The 17,422-nt window shown below is 49.9% G+C and carries 18 protein-coding genes; 10 read left to right on the top strand and 8 right to left on the bottom strand.

Annotated elements, in window-relative coordinates; translation table 11 throughout:
• The first annotated feature begins 2 nt into the window (after positions 1 to 2).
• From BMY11_RS00750 to BMY11_RS00760, 3 genes are all read left to right on the top strand, one after another.
• Complete coding sequence (locus tag BMY11_RS00750; RefSeq protein ID WP_090572563.1) at positions 3 to 1,619, top strand: beta-N-acetylhexosaminidase; 1,617 nt, start codon at positions 3 to 5, stop codon at positions 1,617 to 1,619.
• Between the two features lie 36 nt (positions 1,620 to 1,655).
• Positions 1,656 to 3,008 (top strand): MFS transporter, encoded by a 1,353-nt coding sequence (locus BMY11_RS00755; protein WP_090572564.1) that lies wholly within the window; start codon positions 1,656 to 1,658, stop codon positions 3,006 to 3,008.
• 155 nt (positions 3,009 to 3,163) lie between these two features.
• The gene (locus BMY11_RS00760; protein WP_090572565.1) at positions 3,164 to 3,508 is read left to right on the top strand and encodes a YuzC family spore coat inner layer protein; all 345 of its coding nucleotides are present in this window, start codon (positions 3,164 to 3,166) and stop codon (positions 3,506 to 3,508) included.
• A gap of 49 nt (positions 3,509 to 3,557) precedes the next feature.
• On the opposite strand, the gene BMY11_RS00765 is transcribed toward BMY11_RS00760, so the two are convergent.
• Entirely contained in the window at positions 3,558 to 4,445 is an 888-nt protein-coding gene (locus BMY11_RS00765) for a LysR family transcriptional regulator (RefSeq protein ID WP_090572566.1), read from the bottom strand.
• Between the two features lie 225 nt (positions 4,446 to 4,670).
• Between BMY11_RS00765 and BMY11_RS00770 the strand changes: the two genes are divergently transcribed.
• Complete coding sequence (locus BMY11_RS00770; RefSeq protein WP_177182435.1) at positions 4,671 to 5,405, top strand: response regulator; 735 nt, start codon at positions 4,671 to 4,673, stop codon at positions 5,403 to 5,405.
• A 29-nt stretch (positions 5,406 to 5,434) separates the two neighbouring features.
• Here the strand turns inward: BMY11_RS00770 and BMY11_RS00775 are convergent, their stop codons facing one another.
• From BMY11_RS00775 to BMY11_RS00785, 3 genes are read right to left on the bottom strand one after another with little or no spacing between them, the layout of a single operon-like run.
• Positions 5,435 to 5,617, bottom strand: a complete 183-nt coding sequence (locus BMY11_RS00775; RefSeq protein WP_090572568.1) for a twin-arginine translocase TatA/TatE family subunit — start codon at positions 5,615 to 5,617, stop codon at positions 5,435 to 5,437.
• 20 nt (positions 5,618 to 5,637) lie between these two features.
• On the bottom strand, positions 5,638 to 6,201 hold the full coding sequence (locus tag BMY11_RS00780; RefSeq protein WP_371262744.1) for a RidA family protein: 564 nt from the start codon (positions 6,199 to 6,201) through the stop codon (positions 5,638 to 5,640).
• An 11-nt stretch (positions 6,202 to 6,212) separates the two neighbouring features.
• Entirely contained in the window at positions 6,213 to 7,820 is a 1,608-nt protein-coding gene (locus BMY11_RS00785) for a flavin monoamine oxidase family protein (protein WP_090572569.1), read from the bottom strand.
• 368 nt (positions 7,821 to 8,188) lie between these two features.
• Between BMY11_RS00785 and BMY11_RS00790 the strand changes: the two genes are divergently transcribed.
• The 4 genes from BMY11_RS00790 to phnW all read left to right on the top strand — a co-directional run bounded on the left by BMY11_RS00790 (position 8,189) and on the right by phnW (position 11,418).
• Positions 8,189 to 8,419, top strand: coding sequence for a MerR family transcriptional regulator (locus tag BMY11_RS00790; protein WP_090572570.1), 231 nt, complete (start codon positions 8,189 to 8,191; stop codon positions 8,417 to 8,419).
• Entirely contained in the window at positions 8,416 to 9,168 is a 753-nt protein-coding gene (tatC, locus tag BMY11_RS00795) for a twin-arginine translocase subunit TatC (protein WP_090572571.1), read from the top strand. Before BMY11_RS00790 ends, tatC begins: the two co-directional genes overlap by 4 nt.
• Before the next feature lie 268 nt (positions 9,169 to 9,436).
• Complete coding sequence (gene phnX, locus BMY11_RS00800) at positions 9,437 to 10,234, top strand: phosphonoacetaldehyde hydrolase (protein ID WP_090572572.1); 798 nt, start codon at positions 9,437 to 9,439, stop codon at positions 10,232 to 10,234.
• The gene (phnW, locus tag BMY11_RS00805) at positions 10,231 to 11,418 is read left to right on the top strand and encodes a 2-aminoethylphosphonate--pyruvate transaminase (protein ID WP_256217253.1); all 1,188 of its coding nucleotides are present in this window, start codon (positions 10,231 to 10,233) and stop codon (positions 11,416 to 11,418) included. Before phnX ends, phnW begins: the two co-directional genes overlap by 4 nt.
• A 102-nt stretch (positions 11,419 to 11,520) precedes the next feature.
• Here the strand turns inward: phnW and BMY11_RS00810 are convergent, their stop codons facing one another.
• Genes BMY11_RS00810 through BMY11_RS00820 form a run of 3 tightly spaced genes read right to left on the bottom strand, consistent with a single transcriptional unit; the run spans position 11,521 to position 15,217 of the window.
• Positions 11,521 to 12,624 carry a Ger(x)C family spore germination protein gene (locus tag BMY11_RS00810; RefSeq protein WP_090572574.1) on the bottom strand — a complete coding sequence of 368 codons (1,104 nt, stop codon included), beginning with the start codon at positions 12,622 to 12,624 and terminating at the stop codon, positions 11,521 to 11,523.
• The gene (locus BMY11_RS00815) at positions 12,621 to 13,718 is read right to left on the bottom strand and encodes a GerAB/ArcD/ProY family transporter (protein ID WP_177182436.1); all 1,098 of its coding nucleotides are present in this window, start codon (positions 13,716 to 13,718) and stop codon (positions 12,621 to 12,623) included. The genes BMY11_RS00810 and BMY11_RS00815 overlap by 4 nt, the downstream gene beginning before the upstream one ends.
• Positions 13,715 to 15,217, bottom strand: a complete 1,503-nt coding sequence (locus tag BMY11_RS00820; RefSeq protein ID WP_177182437.1) for a spore germination protein — start codon at positions 15,215 to 15,217, stop codon at positions 13,715 to 13,717. The genes BMY11_RS00815 and BMY11_RS00820 overlap by 4 nt, the downstream gene beginning before the upstream one ends.
• A gap of 146 nt (positions 15,218 to 15,363) precedes the next feature.
• On the opposite strand from BMY11_RS00820, the gene BMY11_RS00825 reads away from it, so the two are divergent.
• Entirely contained in the window at positions 15,364 to 15,678 is a 315-nt protein-coding gene (locus BMY11_RS00825) for a hypothetical protein (protein WP_090572577.1), read from the top strand.
• Positions 15,679 to 15,790: 112 nt separating this feature from the next.
• Here BMY11_RS00825 and BMY11_RS00830 read toward each other — a convergent pair whose 3' ends face one another.
• The gene (locus tag BMY11_RS00830) at positions 15,791 to 16,363 is read right to left on the bottom strand and encodes a DUF1349 domain-containing protein (RefSeq protein WP_090572578.1); all 573 of its coding nucleotides are present in this window, start codon (positions 16,361 to 16,363) and stop codon (positions 15,791 to 15,793) included.
• Positions 16,364 to 16,483: 120 nt separating this feature from the next.
• Between BMY11_RS00830 and BMY11_RS00835 the strand changes: the two genes are divergently transcribed.
• Positions 16,484 to 17,317: a sugar phosphate isomerase/epimerase family protein gene (locus tag BMY11_RS00835; RefSeq protein ID WP_090572579.1), complete on the top strand. Its 834-nt coding sequence runs from the start codon at positions 16,484 to 16,486 to the stop codon at positions 17,315 to 17,317.
• Positions 17,318 to 17,422: the final 105 nt, after the last annotated feature.

Below are 17,422 nucleotides of genomic sequence, written 5' to 3' on the forward strand. Positions count from 1 at the left end.
TTATGCTTATGATTCCAAAATCCAATGGACCTGTTGTCACTAAAGAAGACAGTTTCGCACTTAAAGACGGTTTTAGCATTCATATCGGAACGTTTAATCAAGAAATTGTCGATGTTTTCTTAACGAGAATGAGAGAGCATTTTCAAATTAACGGTACCGTAAGCGGTTCCATTCAAGATGTCGACATTATTTTGTCGCTTGATGAAGAGGCGGATCGCGAGGCTTATCATTTGGAAATTGACGGTCAAGGCATCCGTTTGGCAGCGAAGGACGATGCTGGCATGACGTGGGCGCTTGGGACACTTATTCATTTGACTGCAGAGGCCACAGCTAAGAACGAAGGCGTTCTTCCTCATACGACACTTCGAGACTGGCCTCAATATAAGTATCGTGGACTAATGGTCGACGTTTGCCGACATTTTTTCGATATCGATCAAATGAAGAGAATCATCGAAGAGATGTCGCTGTTCAAACTAAATGTGCTTCATTGGCATTTGACAGAAGACCAGGGCTGGCGTATTGAAAGCAAGGTATTCCCGAAGCTGCACGAAGTGGGCGGAAGAGGACAATACTATACGCAGGAGCAAATTCAAGAAATCGTCCGCTTTGCGACGGCACGAGGCATTGAAGTCATCCCTGAGATCAATATGCCTGGACATTCCTCCGCGGCTATTTCGTCTTATCCGCATCTGGGCTGCTTCGATGAGCAAATCCAGGTCGCAGATAAGGCTGGAATTTTTAAAACGATTATTTGCGCAGGCAAAGAGAGCACGTATGAGTGGATTTATCAGCTGATGGATGAGGTGACTGCATTATTCCCGTCAAACCGGATACATCTGGGAGGGGACGAAGCTCCGAAGGAGAAATGGAATCAGTGTCCGCATTGCATTGCGTTCATGAAAGAAAACGGCATTCCTAACAGTGAGGAGCTGCAAGGCGTATTCACAGGCAAAGTCGCCGCTTATTTAAGAGCTAAAGGAAAAGAAGTTATTTGTTGGAATGACAGCTTGAAATCCGAGGAACTAGCTAAGGACATCACCGCTCAATATTGGATGGAAATATCGCAGGACAGCTATGTCTACCCGCACTTTGAGAAGGGTCGGAAGATGATCTTCTCGGAAACGTTCCATGCTTACTTTGACTATCCTTATTGCGTTGTGCCTCTTAAGAAAACCTATGAATATAGTCCTGAGATCAGACAGCATACGGGGCTGCAGGGAGACAACGTGCTTGGCATTGAAGGCTGCATCTGGACGGAACGCGTTCCGTCAAGCGACGTTCTGGAGGCAATGATTTCACCGCGTATTCAAGCTTTGGCTGAAGCGGCGTGGACGATTGATCGGAGCTATGACGATTTCTTGATCCGGCTGCAAGCTCAAATGTCTGAGTTCGGCTTGATTGGTTTGGCTTCGACGCCTTTCGTACAAGCAACAATCGAAGGAGAAGAGGCGAAAGCGCAGGCAATTGGCTTCTTGCAATCATTTATGGGTGCGATCTCAAGCTCGGATATCGAAATGGGGTTCACGCCGGAAGAGATGCAAGGGATGATGACCTTGTTTATCACCAATATTTTCGATGAGCAAACAGCAGGCGAGATTCTGAAATCATTACAGCACTAATTATATTATTATGAAATCCGCGTAGGAGGCTGCATCATGACCAAACAATACGCCGCGACGCGGTTTGAACGAACAAGCTACGACTTGTTTTTCTCGGGGCAGAACATCGTATACTTTATACTGACTTCTTTCTTAAGCGTGTATTACACAGGAACGCTTGGAATTCCAGCAACGGCAGTCGCGGGTATTCTGCTCGCAGCGCGAATATGGGACGCATTTGTGGACCCGATGCTGGCAGCGGTCGTCGAACGATCGAATTTCAAGAGCGGTAAGTTCAGACCATGGGTACTGCTGGCTGCAATTACGGTTCCGTTCTTTACCATTCTTTGCTTCGGTTTTGACGGTTTTCTGCTTGATCAGAGCTTAAGCGTACGAATTGCTTATGCCGCCATTACCTATTTCCTCTGGGGGACCTTCTACGCGGCTGCGGATGCGCCTGCTTACGCGCTCTCGACCGTCATGACGCCATACCCTGAAGAAAGAAACCTACTGCTCACCTACAACAAAATAACGGGGCTCGTAGGCGGACTTGCCGGCATGGTTGCATTCCCGCTTGTGCTCTCGGCGACGGACGATAATTGGTTTCTGACCGTGCTGGTCTTCTCGTTGATTGCTTTCGGTTGCATGATGATGATCCGGTTTGCCAAAGAAAGAATAAAGCATGTCCCTGACAATCCGCCGTCGATGTCCGTAATATTCAAGACGATTCTCAGCAACAAATATTTGGTGATCATCGTCATCGTCAGCCTAATTGCGAACGGATTGAATTTTATGCAGACGCTGACGCCTTTTCTCGCGAGCGACATCTATCATGATTCCAATGCAACAGCAACACTCTTGGGGGTCAGCGTTCTGCCCATGATCCTTGTGGCGCCATTTGCACCCGTCTTGATTCGCAAATTCGGGAAAATCAATCTGGTAGTAATCTCGTTTGCGGCTACGGCAGTATTTTCGGTGCTCCTTTACTTCTTCGCTAAGGAAAGCTTGACGATGTTTCTTGTGCTGTCCTTCCTGAAAGGACTGTTCTCTGCACCGTTCTTGGTCGTTTATTCGTTGTTCTTCGCGGACTGCATCGAATATGATGCACATCAAAAAGGGAAGCGGTTCGAAGCGGTCACTTTCGCGGCTCAAACGTTTATGGCGAAGGTGAGTGCGGCCATTTCTGGTGGTGTCGGCATGTGGATTATCGGCATTGCCGGCTATAAGGCGGCCGTTGAAGGAGAAACGGTGACACAGTCGGATACTGCGCTTAATGCGCTATGGGCATCTGTCCATTGGGGACCGGTTGTTGGCTCCGTTATCGCCCTCGTGCTGTTTCTGAAATACTATGATTTGACCGACGAGAAAGTAAAGAAGCTGGTTGAGTCCAATCTCGAAAAAGGCGTATAAAACTGAAACTTCCGGAATGCACGCACTTGTCGTGTATTCCGGTTTTTTATATCTGGAGGGCTTCTATACTTAAGCGGAACGCTCTACGCCCAATGCCCATATACTATCGGAGCTGCAGGATTGTGTGTTGTTTTCAGGAAAAGGTGGAGAACGCTATGCATGCTTACTATCGTTATGGGCACCCGTATGGGGCGTATCGGGCACCGACAACGCCGGATCCGTCCGACGTTACACAGTTTAAATATTCCGCGAATCAATTCATGGTGCCAACGCTCGAGATGTATCATCTGCTGACACAGCTGTCGCAAAGCGCTGACTTAGCGAAAAATATTAAGGAAGCTGCGTCAAAGAGCGAGCATAGCAAAGCGGTCAGTTTGATCCAGGCAGCGGGCGTGAAGAGTCCGTTCGGCCTCACCTACTCGCCGGAAGGTCTCATCTTGACATTTAACCCGGCAGACCAATCTGCTTGTTTTTCCATCCGAATGTCCTTATGCTGGTGAGCGCAAGGACATAAGAAGAAGCGTGCGAATCTCGCACGCTTCTTTCCATTTACCAGTTCAGCTTGGAGAAATACTCGATGATAAACTCGCGGAATTTCTGTGCAGCAGCAGACATGTAATGTCTGTTAGACGAAACTAGTCTCAGCTGTACTTGTCCATCCCAGTCGGAAATTCGAACCCGATTCTGACTGAGGTCCATCCTCGTTCTCCATGCCAAATCCGGCGCGAACGCCACCCCGTGCCCTTGCTTCAGCAGCAGCAGAACGGCATCCACTTCATCCACTTCAATCGTTGTCCTCGGCGTGAAACCGGCATTTCGAAGACATAAGCGATCCGTCATTTGTCTGAACCAGAATATCGGCCGTAAGCCAATAAAGGATTCATCCTTCAATTCATGCAGCGATACGGATTCACGGCCTGCCAAAGCATGTTTATCAGGGACAAGCAAATAAATGTCCTCCGTGCGCAGCTCCTGGGACTCGATATGCTCGCCCCCGATCTCAGCGAAGGTAAGGCACATGTCGATCTTGCCTCGCTCGAGCATTTGCTGCATGACGTCGATCGGTTCAACCACTTGGTGAAATTGTATATTTGGATGCTTTTCTAAGAAAGCTCCCAGCATTTCCGGTAATAAGTTGGTTAGTGAAACAGCCAAGGTGATGACACCGCGGTCGAGTCCAGCCATGTCGCGGATTTCCCGCTCAGCCTCATCAAGCTCGGTGAAGACGTTCTCGACCCGTTTCAGAAAAGCTTGTCCATATGCGTTCAGGCGAATATTACGGCCATTCCGATCGAAGAGCGGCACGCCGACTTGCTCTTCGAGGCGTGAGATGGTTTTGCTTAGCGAAGGCTGCGCGATGTTCAATTGCTCTGCGGCTTTCGTCATTTGTTCAAGCTTTGCGGTCGCTAGAAAGTATCGCAATTGAAGGATTTCCACACGATGTTGCCTCCTTTTGAAAACGCAGAAAATCATTATGTATTATACATGAAGCATGCACTAATAAAAGGATTATTTTTCATAGATTTGAAGCTATATTATATGTCGGTTTATGTATTATACAGGAGCAAGCCTCGTTACTATAATGAGAACAAATGCTGTATGTATGAAAAGTGGTTTGCCTCGGATGACATCCTAAGAGTCAGCATAAGCACAAGGGGGAGCATGATGAATTTGATATCCAACTCGCCACCATTCCTTCGCCTCTATCCAGCTCATATTCTATTAGTCGAAGATAATGCAATCATTCAAGAAGTAATGAAGGCGATACTCACGGAGATGGGTATGGAGGTTGACGTTGCGAATGATGGTGCGGAAGCGGTTCAAATGGCTGTTTCCAAGCAATACGATGCGATACTAATGGATTTGCAAATGCCGGTTATGGACGGCTATGAAGCAGCGAGAACTATCCGGGAGCAGGAGAGCGGATGGGAAACGCCGATTATCGCCGTAACAGCCGAGGCGATAGATGAGGTCAAGGAGCGGGTGCTGAAGGCGGGCATGAACGCGTCTTTGTCGAAGTCGTTCGCTCCTTTAGAGTTGTTCAATGTGCTGCAGAGGGCTATGGACGATAGTTTCAAACAGAAGGAGGACAGGCGAGCTTCTATTCATGCGGAACGTTTGGCAAAGCTACTAAATGAGTTTATGATCGAGCACGCGGATACAATGAAGTGGATCCAATATGCGATCAGCAAAGGCGACCTGGAGAATGCGCTCTTCTTGGCACGTACGCTTAAGAATGCCGCGTTAAGCATTGGAGCAGCAGAGCTCACCGTAGCAATAGAGAAGCTGGAACATACTTTGATCAATCATCAGAATCCATCTATTGCTCTAACAATCGCGACGCACAAACTTAAGGTAGTGTTATCGTCTATAGAAATGCTTGAAGCCCGCTCATAGAGCGGGCTTTCTTGCGGAGAAGGGGAAGCTTATGACTTATTCTCCGAAACCTCTTCCTTCGTGTCGGAGACGAGCTCCTTAGCGGAGGATTTGAACTCATGCAGAGTGCGACCGACCGCACGGCCCAGCTCAGGGAGCTTGGAAGGTCCGAATATAATAAGAACGACAACAAGAATCATCATTAGACCTGGTAAACCAATATTTTGCAGCATGCGGATCATCTCCTCAAGGATTAGTCTTGGTTATGCAGGCTTGGATAAGCGGCAACGGCCTCAATCTCGATCAGCCAATCTGGACTAACAAGACCTGCTACGCCGACGGTAGAGCGGGCGGTCTTCGTTGGATTAGTCTTCGTGTTGAAGTACTTGGCATACGCCTTGAACCAGCCGTCATAGTCGAACTTGCCTTCCTTCGCTGCATCCGGGGCGATGTAGACACGAAGGTAGATGACATCCTTCATGGTCAGCCCTTGCTCCTTCAGCTGCTTCTCAATGTTCTGCAAAATGCTGGTCCCCTGCGCTTCGGTGTCGCCGTAGCGTTCATAGATCGTTTTGCCTTCTTTATTGATCATGGAAGGCGTCGTACCGCTCGTCGAGAAGGTAGCTGCGCTGGCAGGCAGAGCGACCGCGCTTGCGATTGAAGATGAAGGACTGCCATAGAATTCCGGTTCATAAATCGGGGTAAGCGGATATTTATTCGGCGTGATAGCGGCATACACAGTAGCGGTAGCGGCTAGAGAAGAGATAATGACTGCTCCGATGGTGATTTTAACTTTACGAGATAGGTTCATGCTCATTCTTCTCCCTCCTATTCTTTCATGACGCGCTCGTGGATATCGGTAACGACCTCACGTGCGGATTCGATTGCGCCTGCCATCCAGGCTGTAATGTAGCTAATATGCTCGCCGGCGAGGTAGACGCGGCGGTCAGGCTTACAGAGTACCGGATAATTCGTCTTCCGGTCGTCAGCGGAGTATGAGACCCAGCTGCCCATGTTGTATTTGATTGTTTTCCAGTTGACGGAGAAGGAGGACTCGAATTCGTTGTAATATTGCGGATGAATCTTAGCGCCTTGAGCAAGGGCAAGTGCTTCGCGATCCTTGAAGGATAGCGCGCCGAGTTTGTCCGCCTTGGAGCCAAAGGCATAGTAGCCGAGCAGCAAGCCTTTCTTGGCAAAATAATTGGTAGGCGGGTAGTAGATGGACGAGATGTCCATATTCGTCAGCGTGTTGCCGCCGAAGATGAGGTCATCTTCCTCCCAGAACCGGCGCTTGAACTGTAAGCCGATCTTGCCAGCGTTCGCGTAGTTGGTATTGTTGATCGCTTTCGTCATTTCCTGCGACAGGTCGTGCTTGATCGTCTTCAGCACGGACAGCGGAATGGTGCAGATGCAGAAGTCGCCTTCGATCTGCTTCGCTTCCCCGCTCAGCAGGTCGGTGTAGGAAACTTGCACCTTATCGCCCACATGCTTGATTTCGCTCACTTCCATATTGTGCTTGATCCGGTTGCCGAGCCGCTTCTCGAACGCCTTCGGAATCGCGTCGATGCCGCCGACAGGGTGGAACATCATCATTTGCTGGTCGTACTCGTATTCACTGCTGAAATAACTCGCGAAACCGGAGTTAATGATCGCCTTCATGTCGAACGGATCGCGAATGACGCCTGCGTCGAGGCGCGAGCCTGGTTCGTCTTTGTATCCGCCTCGCGAGGAGCCCTTGTAGAACAAGTCGGCGTCCAGATTGCCCTCGGAACGGAGGTAGGCGACGATCTTCTCCTTCTCCTCTGGCGTAACTGGCAGATCGAGTCCTGGCTGGTTAATTGCCTTAGCCAGCAGCTCGCTTATGTAGCCCTTGGCATCGGCCTTCGCGGCACGTTTACGGACAGGAGTGTTCGAGAGGGTGCTCGGCACGTTGTCATTGTAGTAGTAGGCGCTCTCGTTCACGTTGTTGAAAGGCTCCATCTGAATGCCGAACTCGCGGCAATATTCCATCGTGACATGGAACTGAGGGATGCGCATACAGCCGGCGTTCAAATAATGGCCGTCGTCGAAGCGGGCAACCTGCTTCTGTCCGCCAACTTCGGTGATGGTCGTGCCGCGTCGTACCGACCAGTTCCGTCCGCCGGTGCGGGCACGGGCTTCGAGGATCGTGCAATCATAGCCGGCTTTGCCGAGCTCATAGGCGGCAGTCAGACCGGCGAGACCCGCGCCGAGAATGACGATCTTCTTGCCGGAACGGCTCGTGCCTTTGAGGTCCCAGCTAGAAGGCGGCGTATATTCCGCTGCTTTCATCGTTTGCGGCGTGAACAGCCCCATCGTGCCCATGACACTGAAAAGGGCCGCGGCACCGCCGACTCTGCCGACTGTCGTCAGAAATTGGCGGCGTGATACTTCATTTGGTGTTTCTTTCGTCTCCATGCTTCTTCAGCTCCTTTGGTGGACCAGGTGTCCGTCTCTGTGGAGAAATGTAACATGGAAATTTCGAGCAAATCCAATAAATTGTCAGAAAGTCTAACATCAATAAATTTTATATATGCGATAAATAATTTGAATCATGTGATGGTGTAAAGGCTGAGAAAGTGCACCACTACGGTAGTTTTTAACTGGATTTCATTTGTAGAAAGAGGTATAAATTACCATATAAACCACGGTTCTGGGCGTGCAGTCCCATTGAAAATTCAGTAATATGCTGATATCATTTCGAAACAAGAAGAGTTTGTGTTAGGTTATATGACATTAGACTCGTCTCTCGACTACGATACGCACGAGGGGAGGCCGTTCAAACGATGCATGACAAGGTGATGAGCATTGGAACTGTATGCGACTTGACTGGTTTATCGGAAAGGCAAATTCGATACTATGAGGAGAAGCAATTGGTTTTTCCGGTACGATCGAAAGGCGGCGCGCGTAAGTATTCGTTTGATGATGTAGAGAAGGTAAAAGAGATTCACGGGAAGCTGCGAGATGGATTTCATACATTCGAGCTTCGCAAGGGCGGAAGGGTGTGCTGCGAATGAGCCGAGTGGAAGAGACGATGACGCTCATCTCTCATTTGACGGATTTGCGACGAAGGATTTGGCGAAGCCTTGCGGTACTGCTTCTGTCGCTTGGAGCTGGGTTGTACCTGTCGCCCAAGGTGCTGCATTATTTGAAGAGTGTCCCGCCAGCCGCAGATATGACCTGGAATGTCTTCTCTCCGTGGGACGGCATTCGAATGTACATGACGATTGCGCTAGTATTCGCGCTGACGATCTCATTGCCTTTCATTCTCTATCAATTATGGGGCTTCGTACGTGTTGGGCTGCATCCCGATGAACGTGCCGCAGCGTTGCGTTACGTCCCGTACAGCGTGATTTGCTTCCTACTAGGTCTCGCGTTCGGATATTTTATCGTTTATCCGATGAGCTTTGCCTTTACAACTAAGATTACGAAGAGCTTGCAGCTGGTGGAGACTTACGGGGTTGCGCAATATTTTGGCTTCATGTTCAATATTATTATTCCGCTTGCAATTGCCTTCGAGCTACCTGTTGTAGTAATGTTTCTGACAAAGATCGGCGTGCTGACGCCTCAGGCGCTTCATAAGATGCGTCGATATGCGTATCTGGTGCTCGTGATCGTGGCAAGTCTGATCTCCCCGCCGGAGCTGATCTCTCATATGATGGTGTTTATTCCGCTCGTTGTGCTCTACGAGGTGAGTGTATTGCTCTCCCGCATCGTATATGGACGGAGAAGAGGATCAGCCATCGTCGAAGCTTCAGGCGCATAGCAGGCAACAGGGTTACAGAAACTGGACTCCGATTGGAGTTCAGTTTTTTTGTTGTGTGGAAAACAAAGCTTAAATCCGAAAAGCCAACTAAAACCAACTAAAAGCAATTAAAAACAATTTCTTTACGTGGAATCAATACTGGTGTTACATTTTGAATATATACTGAGGATATCCTTGAGACAGCGCTTATTAAGAGGATAAATTCATGCCAACGGCGACAGGTTCCTCGCTTTGGCGATATCCATAGAGGCTAAGGGAGAGAGCATTAATGATAAAAGCAGTTATGCTCGACTGGGCAGGTACAATGGTAGATTACGGTTGTTTCGCACCACTGCATGTATTTGTGCATGTATTTGCCCGCCGAGGGATTGAAGTAACGGTAGAAGAAGCACGCGGACCGATGGGGATGCTGAAGCGCGATCATATTCAGGCGATGTGCAATATGGAGCGAATCGCTGCATTGTGGGAAAGCAAGTTCGGCAACCTGCCTACGGAAGCAGATATTGACGCGCTGTACGCGGACTTCGAGCCGATGCTGTTCAGCACACTACACGAATATGCAACTCCAGTGCCAGGCGCGGTCGACCTCACAGCTAGATTGCGGGAGCAAGGTATTGTCATCGGCTCGACGACGGGCTACACTCGCCCGATGATGGATATTGTGTGCAAGAGCGCAGGCACGCAAGGCTATGCGCCTGATTCGCTCGTCACGCCCGATGAGGTGGCTGCCGGCAGGCCTTATCCTTGGATGATTTACCGTAATGCTGAGCTGCTAGGCGTTTATCCGATGCACCATATTGTGAAAGCCGGAGATACTGTCAGCGATATGCAAGAAGGGGTTCATGCAGGCTGCTGGACGGTCGGTGTGATTCTCGGCAGCAGCGAGCTCGGCATGTCGGAAGCAGAAGTGGAAGCTTGCGAGCCAGAGGAATTGGACCGCCGCAAAAAAGCAGTCGCAGTGCGGCTGACTGCAGCTGGCGCACATTATATCGCGGAGTCTATAGGAGAGCTGGATCAGATCATCGCTCGTATTCATGTGCGATTAGAAAAGGGAGAGCGTCCATGATGAACAGCGCAGATGCGTCAGATGCGTCAGATGCGTTTGGAGGCGCAGATCGCGAGCAAGCAGCACGCACAAACACAAGCGCGAATAGCTCGAATCGTCCATACTTACTGCTAACACCGGGCCCGCTCACCACCTCAGAGACGGTCAAAGCAGCGATGCTTCGCGACTGGTGCACGTGGGATAACGATTACAACGGACTTGTACAAAGCATTCGCAGCCGGCTCGTTCACTTGGCGACGAATACGCCGGAGCGATACACAGCTGTTCTGATGCAGGGCAGCGGTACCTTCTGCGTGGAGTCGGTGATCGGCTCCGTCATCCCGCGTGACGGCAAGCTGCTCGTCCTTACCAATGGCGCATACGGCAAACGAATTGCCCAGATGGCGAGCGTCTATGGCATTGCGACTACGGTACTCGACTTCGGCGAGACCGAGCAAGTTCGCGCAGCCGATTTAAAGCAGCGTCTGCAAGAAGAGGGAGACATTACGCATGTCGCAATCGTTCACTGCGAGACGACAACCGGAATGCTGAACCCGATCGCGGATGTTGCTGCTATTGCGAAAGTGCATGGCAAGACCGTTATTGTCGATGCGATGAGCAGCTTCGGCGGCATCCCGCTCGACGTGCATGAGCTGCAGATTGATTACTTAATCAGCAGCGCCAACAAGTGCATTCAAGGCGTGCCGGGCTTCGGCTTCATCATCGCCCGCACCGAGGCGCTTGCCGGCTGCGCTGGGCAAGCCCGTTCACTGTCGCTCGACCTGTACGACCAATGGTCGGCGATGGAAGCTGGAGGCGGCAAGTGGCGGTTCACTTCGCCGACGCATGTCGTTCGCGCATTCGATCAAGCTCTGCGCGAGTTGGAGCAAGAGGGCGGCGTCGCTGCACGCTACCAGCGATATACAGCGAACCAGGAGCTGCTCGTAAACGGCATGAGGCAGCTAGGCGTTTACCCACTGCTGCAGAGCAAGGTGCAGTCGCCATTCATTACCGCGTTCTACTATCCACAGAGCGAACGATTCAGCTTCGAGGAGCTGTACGCTCGGCTGAAAGCGGCGGGCTTCGTCATCTACCCGGGCAAGATCAGCGCTGCTGATACGTTCCGCATCGGCAATATCGGTGAGGTGTATCGGGAAGACATCGCGAAACTGCTGCAAATCATCGAGGATGAATGCTTTTGGTGAAGTGCCAGCTGGAATGGATTGTAGCGGAATAAAGGTTGATGAATGCCGAAGAAGAGCGATCGTCACTGACCCTATGTCAGTCATTCGATTGCTCTTCTTATTTCAGTTTAATAACCCGGTGCTTTGAATATGGATGCGAAAATCCGGCTTCACGTTCGCTTCCTTATACTTGTCCTTCCAATTCATCTTCTTCCATAGCCGAGGGTAATGTATGCTTAAATGCCTCCCGATACCAAGAGCGTCACAGTTGGCTTGCAGCATTTGCCTTATGACTTCTGCTGCTTGTGCGTTAATGCTCGCGACTATCTTCTTACTCAGCTGTTCTCGATCGATGTCGATGCCTAGCTCGCTTGGATAGTACTGAATAGCACCGTAGAGTTCCACCTTTACCGTGCATTCGACGGCGGATGTACGCTGGTTTACGCTGACTTTCAATTTCTGTTTTAGTTTGCGAACTTGGAACGTGACTAAGTTTTGCTGAACGGGAATATTGAGCGAAGCAATCTTCCCGAGCTTACCGTTCATAAGCAGAAGCAGTGTCGCATCCTCACCTATCAAAGATACGCCGGAATAACGGCTTCCTTGCATGAGAGCGATCCCATCAATGACTAAAGCCGACTCGTTTAATTTGCGTACCAGCGGAACGACCAAATCGCCTCCGGAATCATAAACCTGGCTCCATACGGAATAGATCGTTTGATCCTGTACCAATGTAGAGTGCTCGGCTCCATCAAGAATTTGTTTAATGCCGAAAGCGACAGGGTTGTTCTCGATCTTCCGATAAGCTAAGATCTCAGAGGCTTTCCCTTTACTGATCAGGAGATGCGACTGCAAATAGCCTTTTGGGTTGCGAATAATCGCTTCAAGAGGAGAGAAAATGTCCTTCTTCGCAAGTGTGTCTCCCAAAATAACGACATGGGTTTTGCTGATTTCAACGGTGCCGGGAAGCATCGTATCAATCCTCGACGCAATGATGGACGGTGAAGCACCTTCTGCTTGCTTGAATTCATCCTTTACATCAAATTGGCCGCCGCCTTTACTCTCCAGAATGACAGTTCTAACCGCGCCTAGAAATTTTTGATTTTCACCTGCATCGAAGCTAATCCCATTCACGATCTTCTTGGTCGTTAACAGCTGACTGTCCCAGCAGCCGCTTAAGATTAGAGCGATGAGTCCGATGCAGATGAAGAACGCAATCCGGTTCATGTGGATTCAGCCTTTCCGCTTGTTTTCACAAGAAACGATGCCAGCCACAACGTAATCGGCACCGCCGTGATCATGATGAGATAACCGTATTCCAGCCACTTGCTGAATAAATCCAGGTTCTCGAACGTAGATAAATACCAGCCGCACACAAAGACGGTCAGCCCGCTAAAGACGATGAGCTTGCGATATGCAGGCTGCTTTACCGTTAAGCTTTTGCCGGCGATGCAGAGATAGGAGACGATCGTAGCAGTCATCGGGATGATCCAGATCGTTAAGAAGATCAGGTCAATCCGGTCGAAGAGCTGAAACGACAGCCCTTTCAAGATAAACAATACAGGTTCGTTCACTCGACCTAACGCATCGGGACTTAATCCGATTTGGCATATAAAAACGAAGTACGTATAGAAGATCGTGACAAACAAATTGCTAAGTGTCATCACCTTTAGGCCTCCTGTACGGTCTCCTTGCACTTGCGCGTAGAAGTAGAGACTCACTTCAAATCCGAGCATCGAGAAGAACGTTCGCTCACTGCCTTGAAGAATTGGGCTGATGCCTGATTGTCCAAGGGGCAGTATATAGGAGAGATGCAATTCATTCGTCAAAGTTAGAAAACTGATTAGAATGAGCACCATGAACAGCATGGATGCGAAAACGAAGAATCTGGCAATGACACGTAAATTATCATAGGCCAAATAGAGGCTCGTCCCAGTAATAAGCATAAACAGGATCCAGAGCGGAGTGAGCAACAACATCCAGTTATGAATAAGCTGAATGTACAGGTTGCTCGCATAAGCCGCAATCAATACGAAAAATACATAGTAGACCAAGTTGAGCGCTTTTCCCAAGTAAGGCCCCAGCAGGCGTACGATAATTTGACTCAAGTTGGCGCCCTGGAACTTCTTCAGAAGCTGCCAGTAAATGAGCAATATGAGCTGGATGACAAGGCCGGCGAACAGCACCGATAGCCAAGAATCCCCTTTGGCGGAATGTTGAATCTCAGAGGGTAGGGACAGTAGGCCGATGCCAATCTGGGTTTTTATTATGAGAAAGAACAGCTGGGATTTGGTTATCGTCGCGTTCGCAGTTGCGTTCAAGAGCGTTTCCACCTTCCGAACAATGACTGTTTGAACAGCCCGAACTTTGTATTTCGTGAATCCTTTATTGACATCCAAAGCGGCACTCGAAGAAACACATCTTTGAAATTCTCTTTCCCTTGAAAGGGACCGAACGGTGTGAAGTACGGAATGCCTAACGTTTCGAGCTTACACAGGTGAATAAAGATCAGCATGAGCATGATGGCGATGCCGAAGAAGCCGAACCAAGAGGCGGCCAGCATCATCGGGAACCCTAATATCCGCAAGCTGGTGCCGAATTCATTGATTGGCGATACGAAGGAAGCGATCGCTGTGAGTCCGATCACGACAATCATGGTGTGCGACACCAATTTCGCTTCAACCACAGCAGAGCCAATAACCAAGCCGCCAACGATGCCGATCGTCTGTGCGATTGGCGAAGGGAGCCGGATCGCCGCTTCCTTGAGCAGCTCCAGAATCGTTTGCATCACAAGCGCTTCTAGGATCGGCGGCAGCGGAACGTAGGTCAGCGATACTTTGACAGAATAGAGAATGCCGATCGGCAGCACCTCGGAATGGTACGAGACGGTTGCGATATAGATGGCGGGCAAACAAATGGCCAGAATGAAGCTGATTAATCGGAGAATCCGGAAGAATGAACCGGTAATCCAGCGGCTATTGTAATCGTCCGGCGATTGATAGAACGAGAAGAACGTAATGGGCAGAATCAGCACGCTTGGATAGCCGTTCACCATTAACGTTATTTTTCCTTCTAACAGATACGATGCTGCCCGATCCGGTCTTTCTGTCTGAAGCGTTTGCGGAAACGGTGAGAACGGATGCTCCTCGAGCATCTCGTCCAAGTTACCTACCGAATTCAAGTTATCGAAGTCGATGGATTGCAGCCGCTCCTCGCATTCTGTTACGAGCCTCGGATCAGCGAGATGCTCCATATAGACCATGGCAACCTTCGTACTCGTCATGCTGCCGAACGTGAAGTACTTTACTTTCAAGCCTGGGCTTCTCACACGGCCCCGAAGCAGGTAGAGGTTTGTGTTTAAATCTTCTATAAAGCCGTCATGGGAGCCTTTGATGACCTGCTCGTCCCGGGGCTCTTGAATCGACCTTGCATGTGTCTGTGAGACTGGCAATAGAATGGCTGTGGCTTCCTTGTCCTTGACGACTATACAATAGCCATCCAGCAGAAAATGCGCTATATGCACCAAATCAGACGATTTCTTGGCATCGACTGCATGGAGAATTTGTTCGACAGATCCTTCGCTGCATGCAACTAGAGGGGCGATGACATTGGTTTGAATGGTCTCTAGCTTCGTAAGTGACTCGATGAATAGGACGGCATACCGATGTCCAAAGCAGGACAACTTCTGAATTTTAAGATCCTCTGTATTGGACATGTAAGCTTGAATTTGAGCAATTTGCTGCTCGAGTTTTTCAGGCTTCAGCTGCACTGGAGTCGCCGATCGTTTAGGCTTCTGGCTTCGTTTTATGGCATCGAACACGCATGCATCACCTGTCTGTAGTAAATGATTTCCTTTATTGTTAGCCAGAGAAGCATGAATTATGTCATATGGGGTGGATGGAAGCAGGGAGGTTTCGAATCGTGGTATACTGAGGGACATGTTAATTGGATGGAGGTATTGTTTATATGAGCAAGCGTTACCGGATTACAAGGGAGTATCGAGAGCATGAGGGTGATCGTCAGCCGATTACGCTGGAAACATGCTTGGTTTATTTTGAGACACAGTCTGATTTTACATATGCGCCTGAGTTGAAAGTGTCGGGGGCAGATGGTACGACAATGACCATTCCGGGGGATTTCTTCATGTGGCGCTACGAGAACGTGCAGATTCCGTTCCGTCATTATGAGAGCGACATCTACGTGTCGGGCAGCAATGATGCAGTGATCTCGCGGATGACAGAGGTCGCAGGCGATCTCGGGGCAGATATTGAGGAAGGCTAGTGTGTGAGGCGAAGGCTGACGGGCTTTAGGATCCGGCAGCCTTTTTTCCATTTTACGGCAGGAGAATGCGTGTGAATGGGGAAGTAATTTAGAGAATCACTGATTCATTGAATCATTGACTTGTCATAGTCAGAAAATCAAACTGTACCGTGCAGCCCGTCCCTTGAGGAGATTGGGCAACGACGCCCGCGCGGCATTCGTCTTGCAGCTTCATGCCGAAATAGCGAATTTGCTCCCATACTTCGCCATCGGCCGAGTAGGAGAAGGTCATACAATTTGCTTGCCTCACGATTCGCAAGAACGGTTTCTCCACATCCACTCGCTCCGAATTGCAATCATCCGACACGCCATCAATTGTCACGACTGACACAATAGTCGGATAGCGACCATTGTACTCGAAGCACAGCTTCGCCCAATTGCGGTCATCCGCCATCACCATGAGACAGCCAGAATCGTATTTATGCTTCATCTGAACACTTAAGCGCGTTGTGAGCTCGAAGCTGCTGCTGGCTGTTAGCTGCAGGAACGGGGCTGAGCTAACCATATGTTTGCCAGCAGGGTCTTGATAGTAATCGGCATTCGCCGGAGCCTCTACAAGAAGGCCTTCTTGCTCGGTGCATGTCCAATCGGCAGGTTCGTTAATCCAGCTTAATGCATGCGCGTTCGCGCTGCTGAATACATTCATCGTTCACACTCTCCTCGTATTCAAGTGGATGTTATTGTAGTAGACATTCTCTTTGCTCACGGTTACTCCTTCTTTAGTAAGGGAGGGACTTAATAATCAAACCGAAAGGATGCATGAGGCATGAGACTTGGCGGACCTATCCTGCATGGCGGCAAGCTTGACCCGGAGCAATGGGTTCGGGCGCACGCAGAACGGCGGTACTCGGCGGCCTATTTACCGGATTTCGATAATGCCGCGCTCATTCAAGATTATGTGAGAGAAGCAAGCAAGGCGAACCTCTTCATTGCGGAGGTAGGCGCATGGAGCAATCCGCTCAGCGCAGATCCAGAGACAAGGGAGCGGGCGATCCGCTTCTGCAAGAAGAAGCTGGAGGCTGCGGAGCTGGCAGGAGCACGCTGCTGCGTTAATATTTCAGGCTCGCGCGGCGCGCAGTGGGACGGGCATGATCCCGCAAATCTGACGGATGACACCTTCACACTCATCGTTGATACGGTACGAGCGATCATCGACCATGTGCAGCCAGAGCGGACGTACTATGCGCTTGAGATGATGCAGTGGATGTACCCAGACTCGGTAGAGAGCTACGTGAGGCTGATCGAAGCGATCGATCGACGGGCTTTCGCCGTTCACCTTGATCCTGTCAATCTAATTGCGAGCCCCCAGCTTTATTATGGAAACAGCGCGCTGATCGAGCACTGCTTCACGAAGCTTGGCCCGCATATTCGCAGCTGTCATGCCAAGGACATCACGATGAGTCAACAGATGACCGTTCATCTCGACGAAACAAGGCCGGGTCTTGGCGGACTCGATTACGCGCAGTATGTGCGTCAGTTAGGGAAGCTGCACCCGGATATGCCGCTCATGCTTGAGCATCTGGAGAGCGAAACGGAGTATCAGCTCGCGGCGAGTTATATCCGCAGTGTGGCGGAGGAGGTTGGAGTTCAGATTCAGTGAACTAACTAGAGCTAGCTGTGGCTCGCCTTCTTCGAATATGAGAAGGAGCACCTTGCGGGTGCTCTTTTTTTACTGGGCTTGTCGTGTAGAAGTAGCTATCGTGGA

Origin of the sequence: Paenibacillus sp. OV219 (genome assembly GCF_900110075.1) — a bacterium.
In the GTDB taxonomy this organism is placed as follows: Bacteria; Bacillota; Bacilli; order Paenibacillales; family Paenibacillaceae; genus Paenibacillus_Z.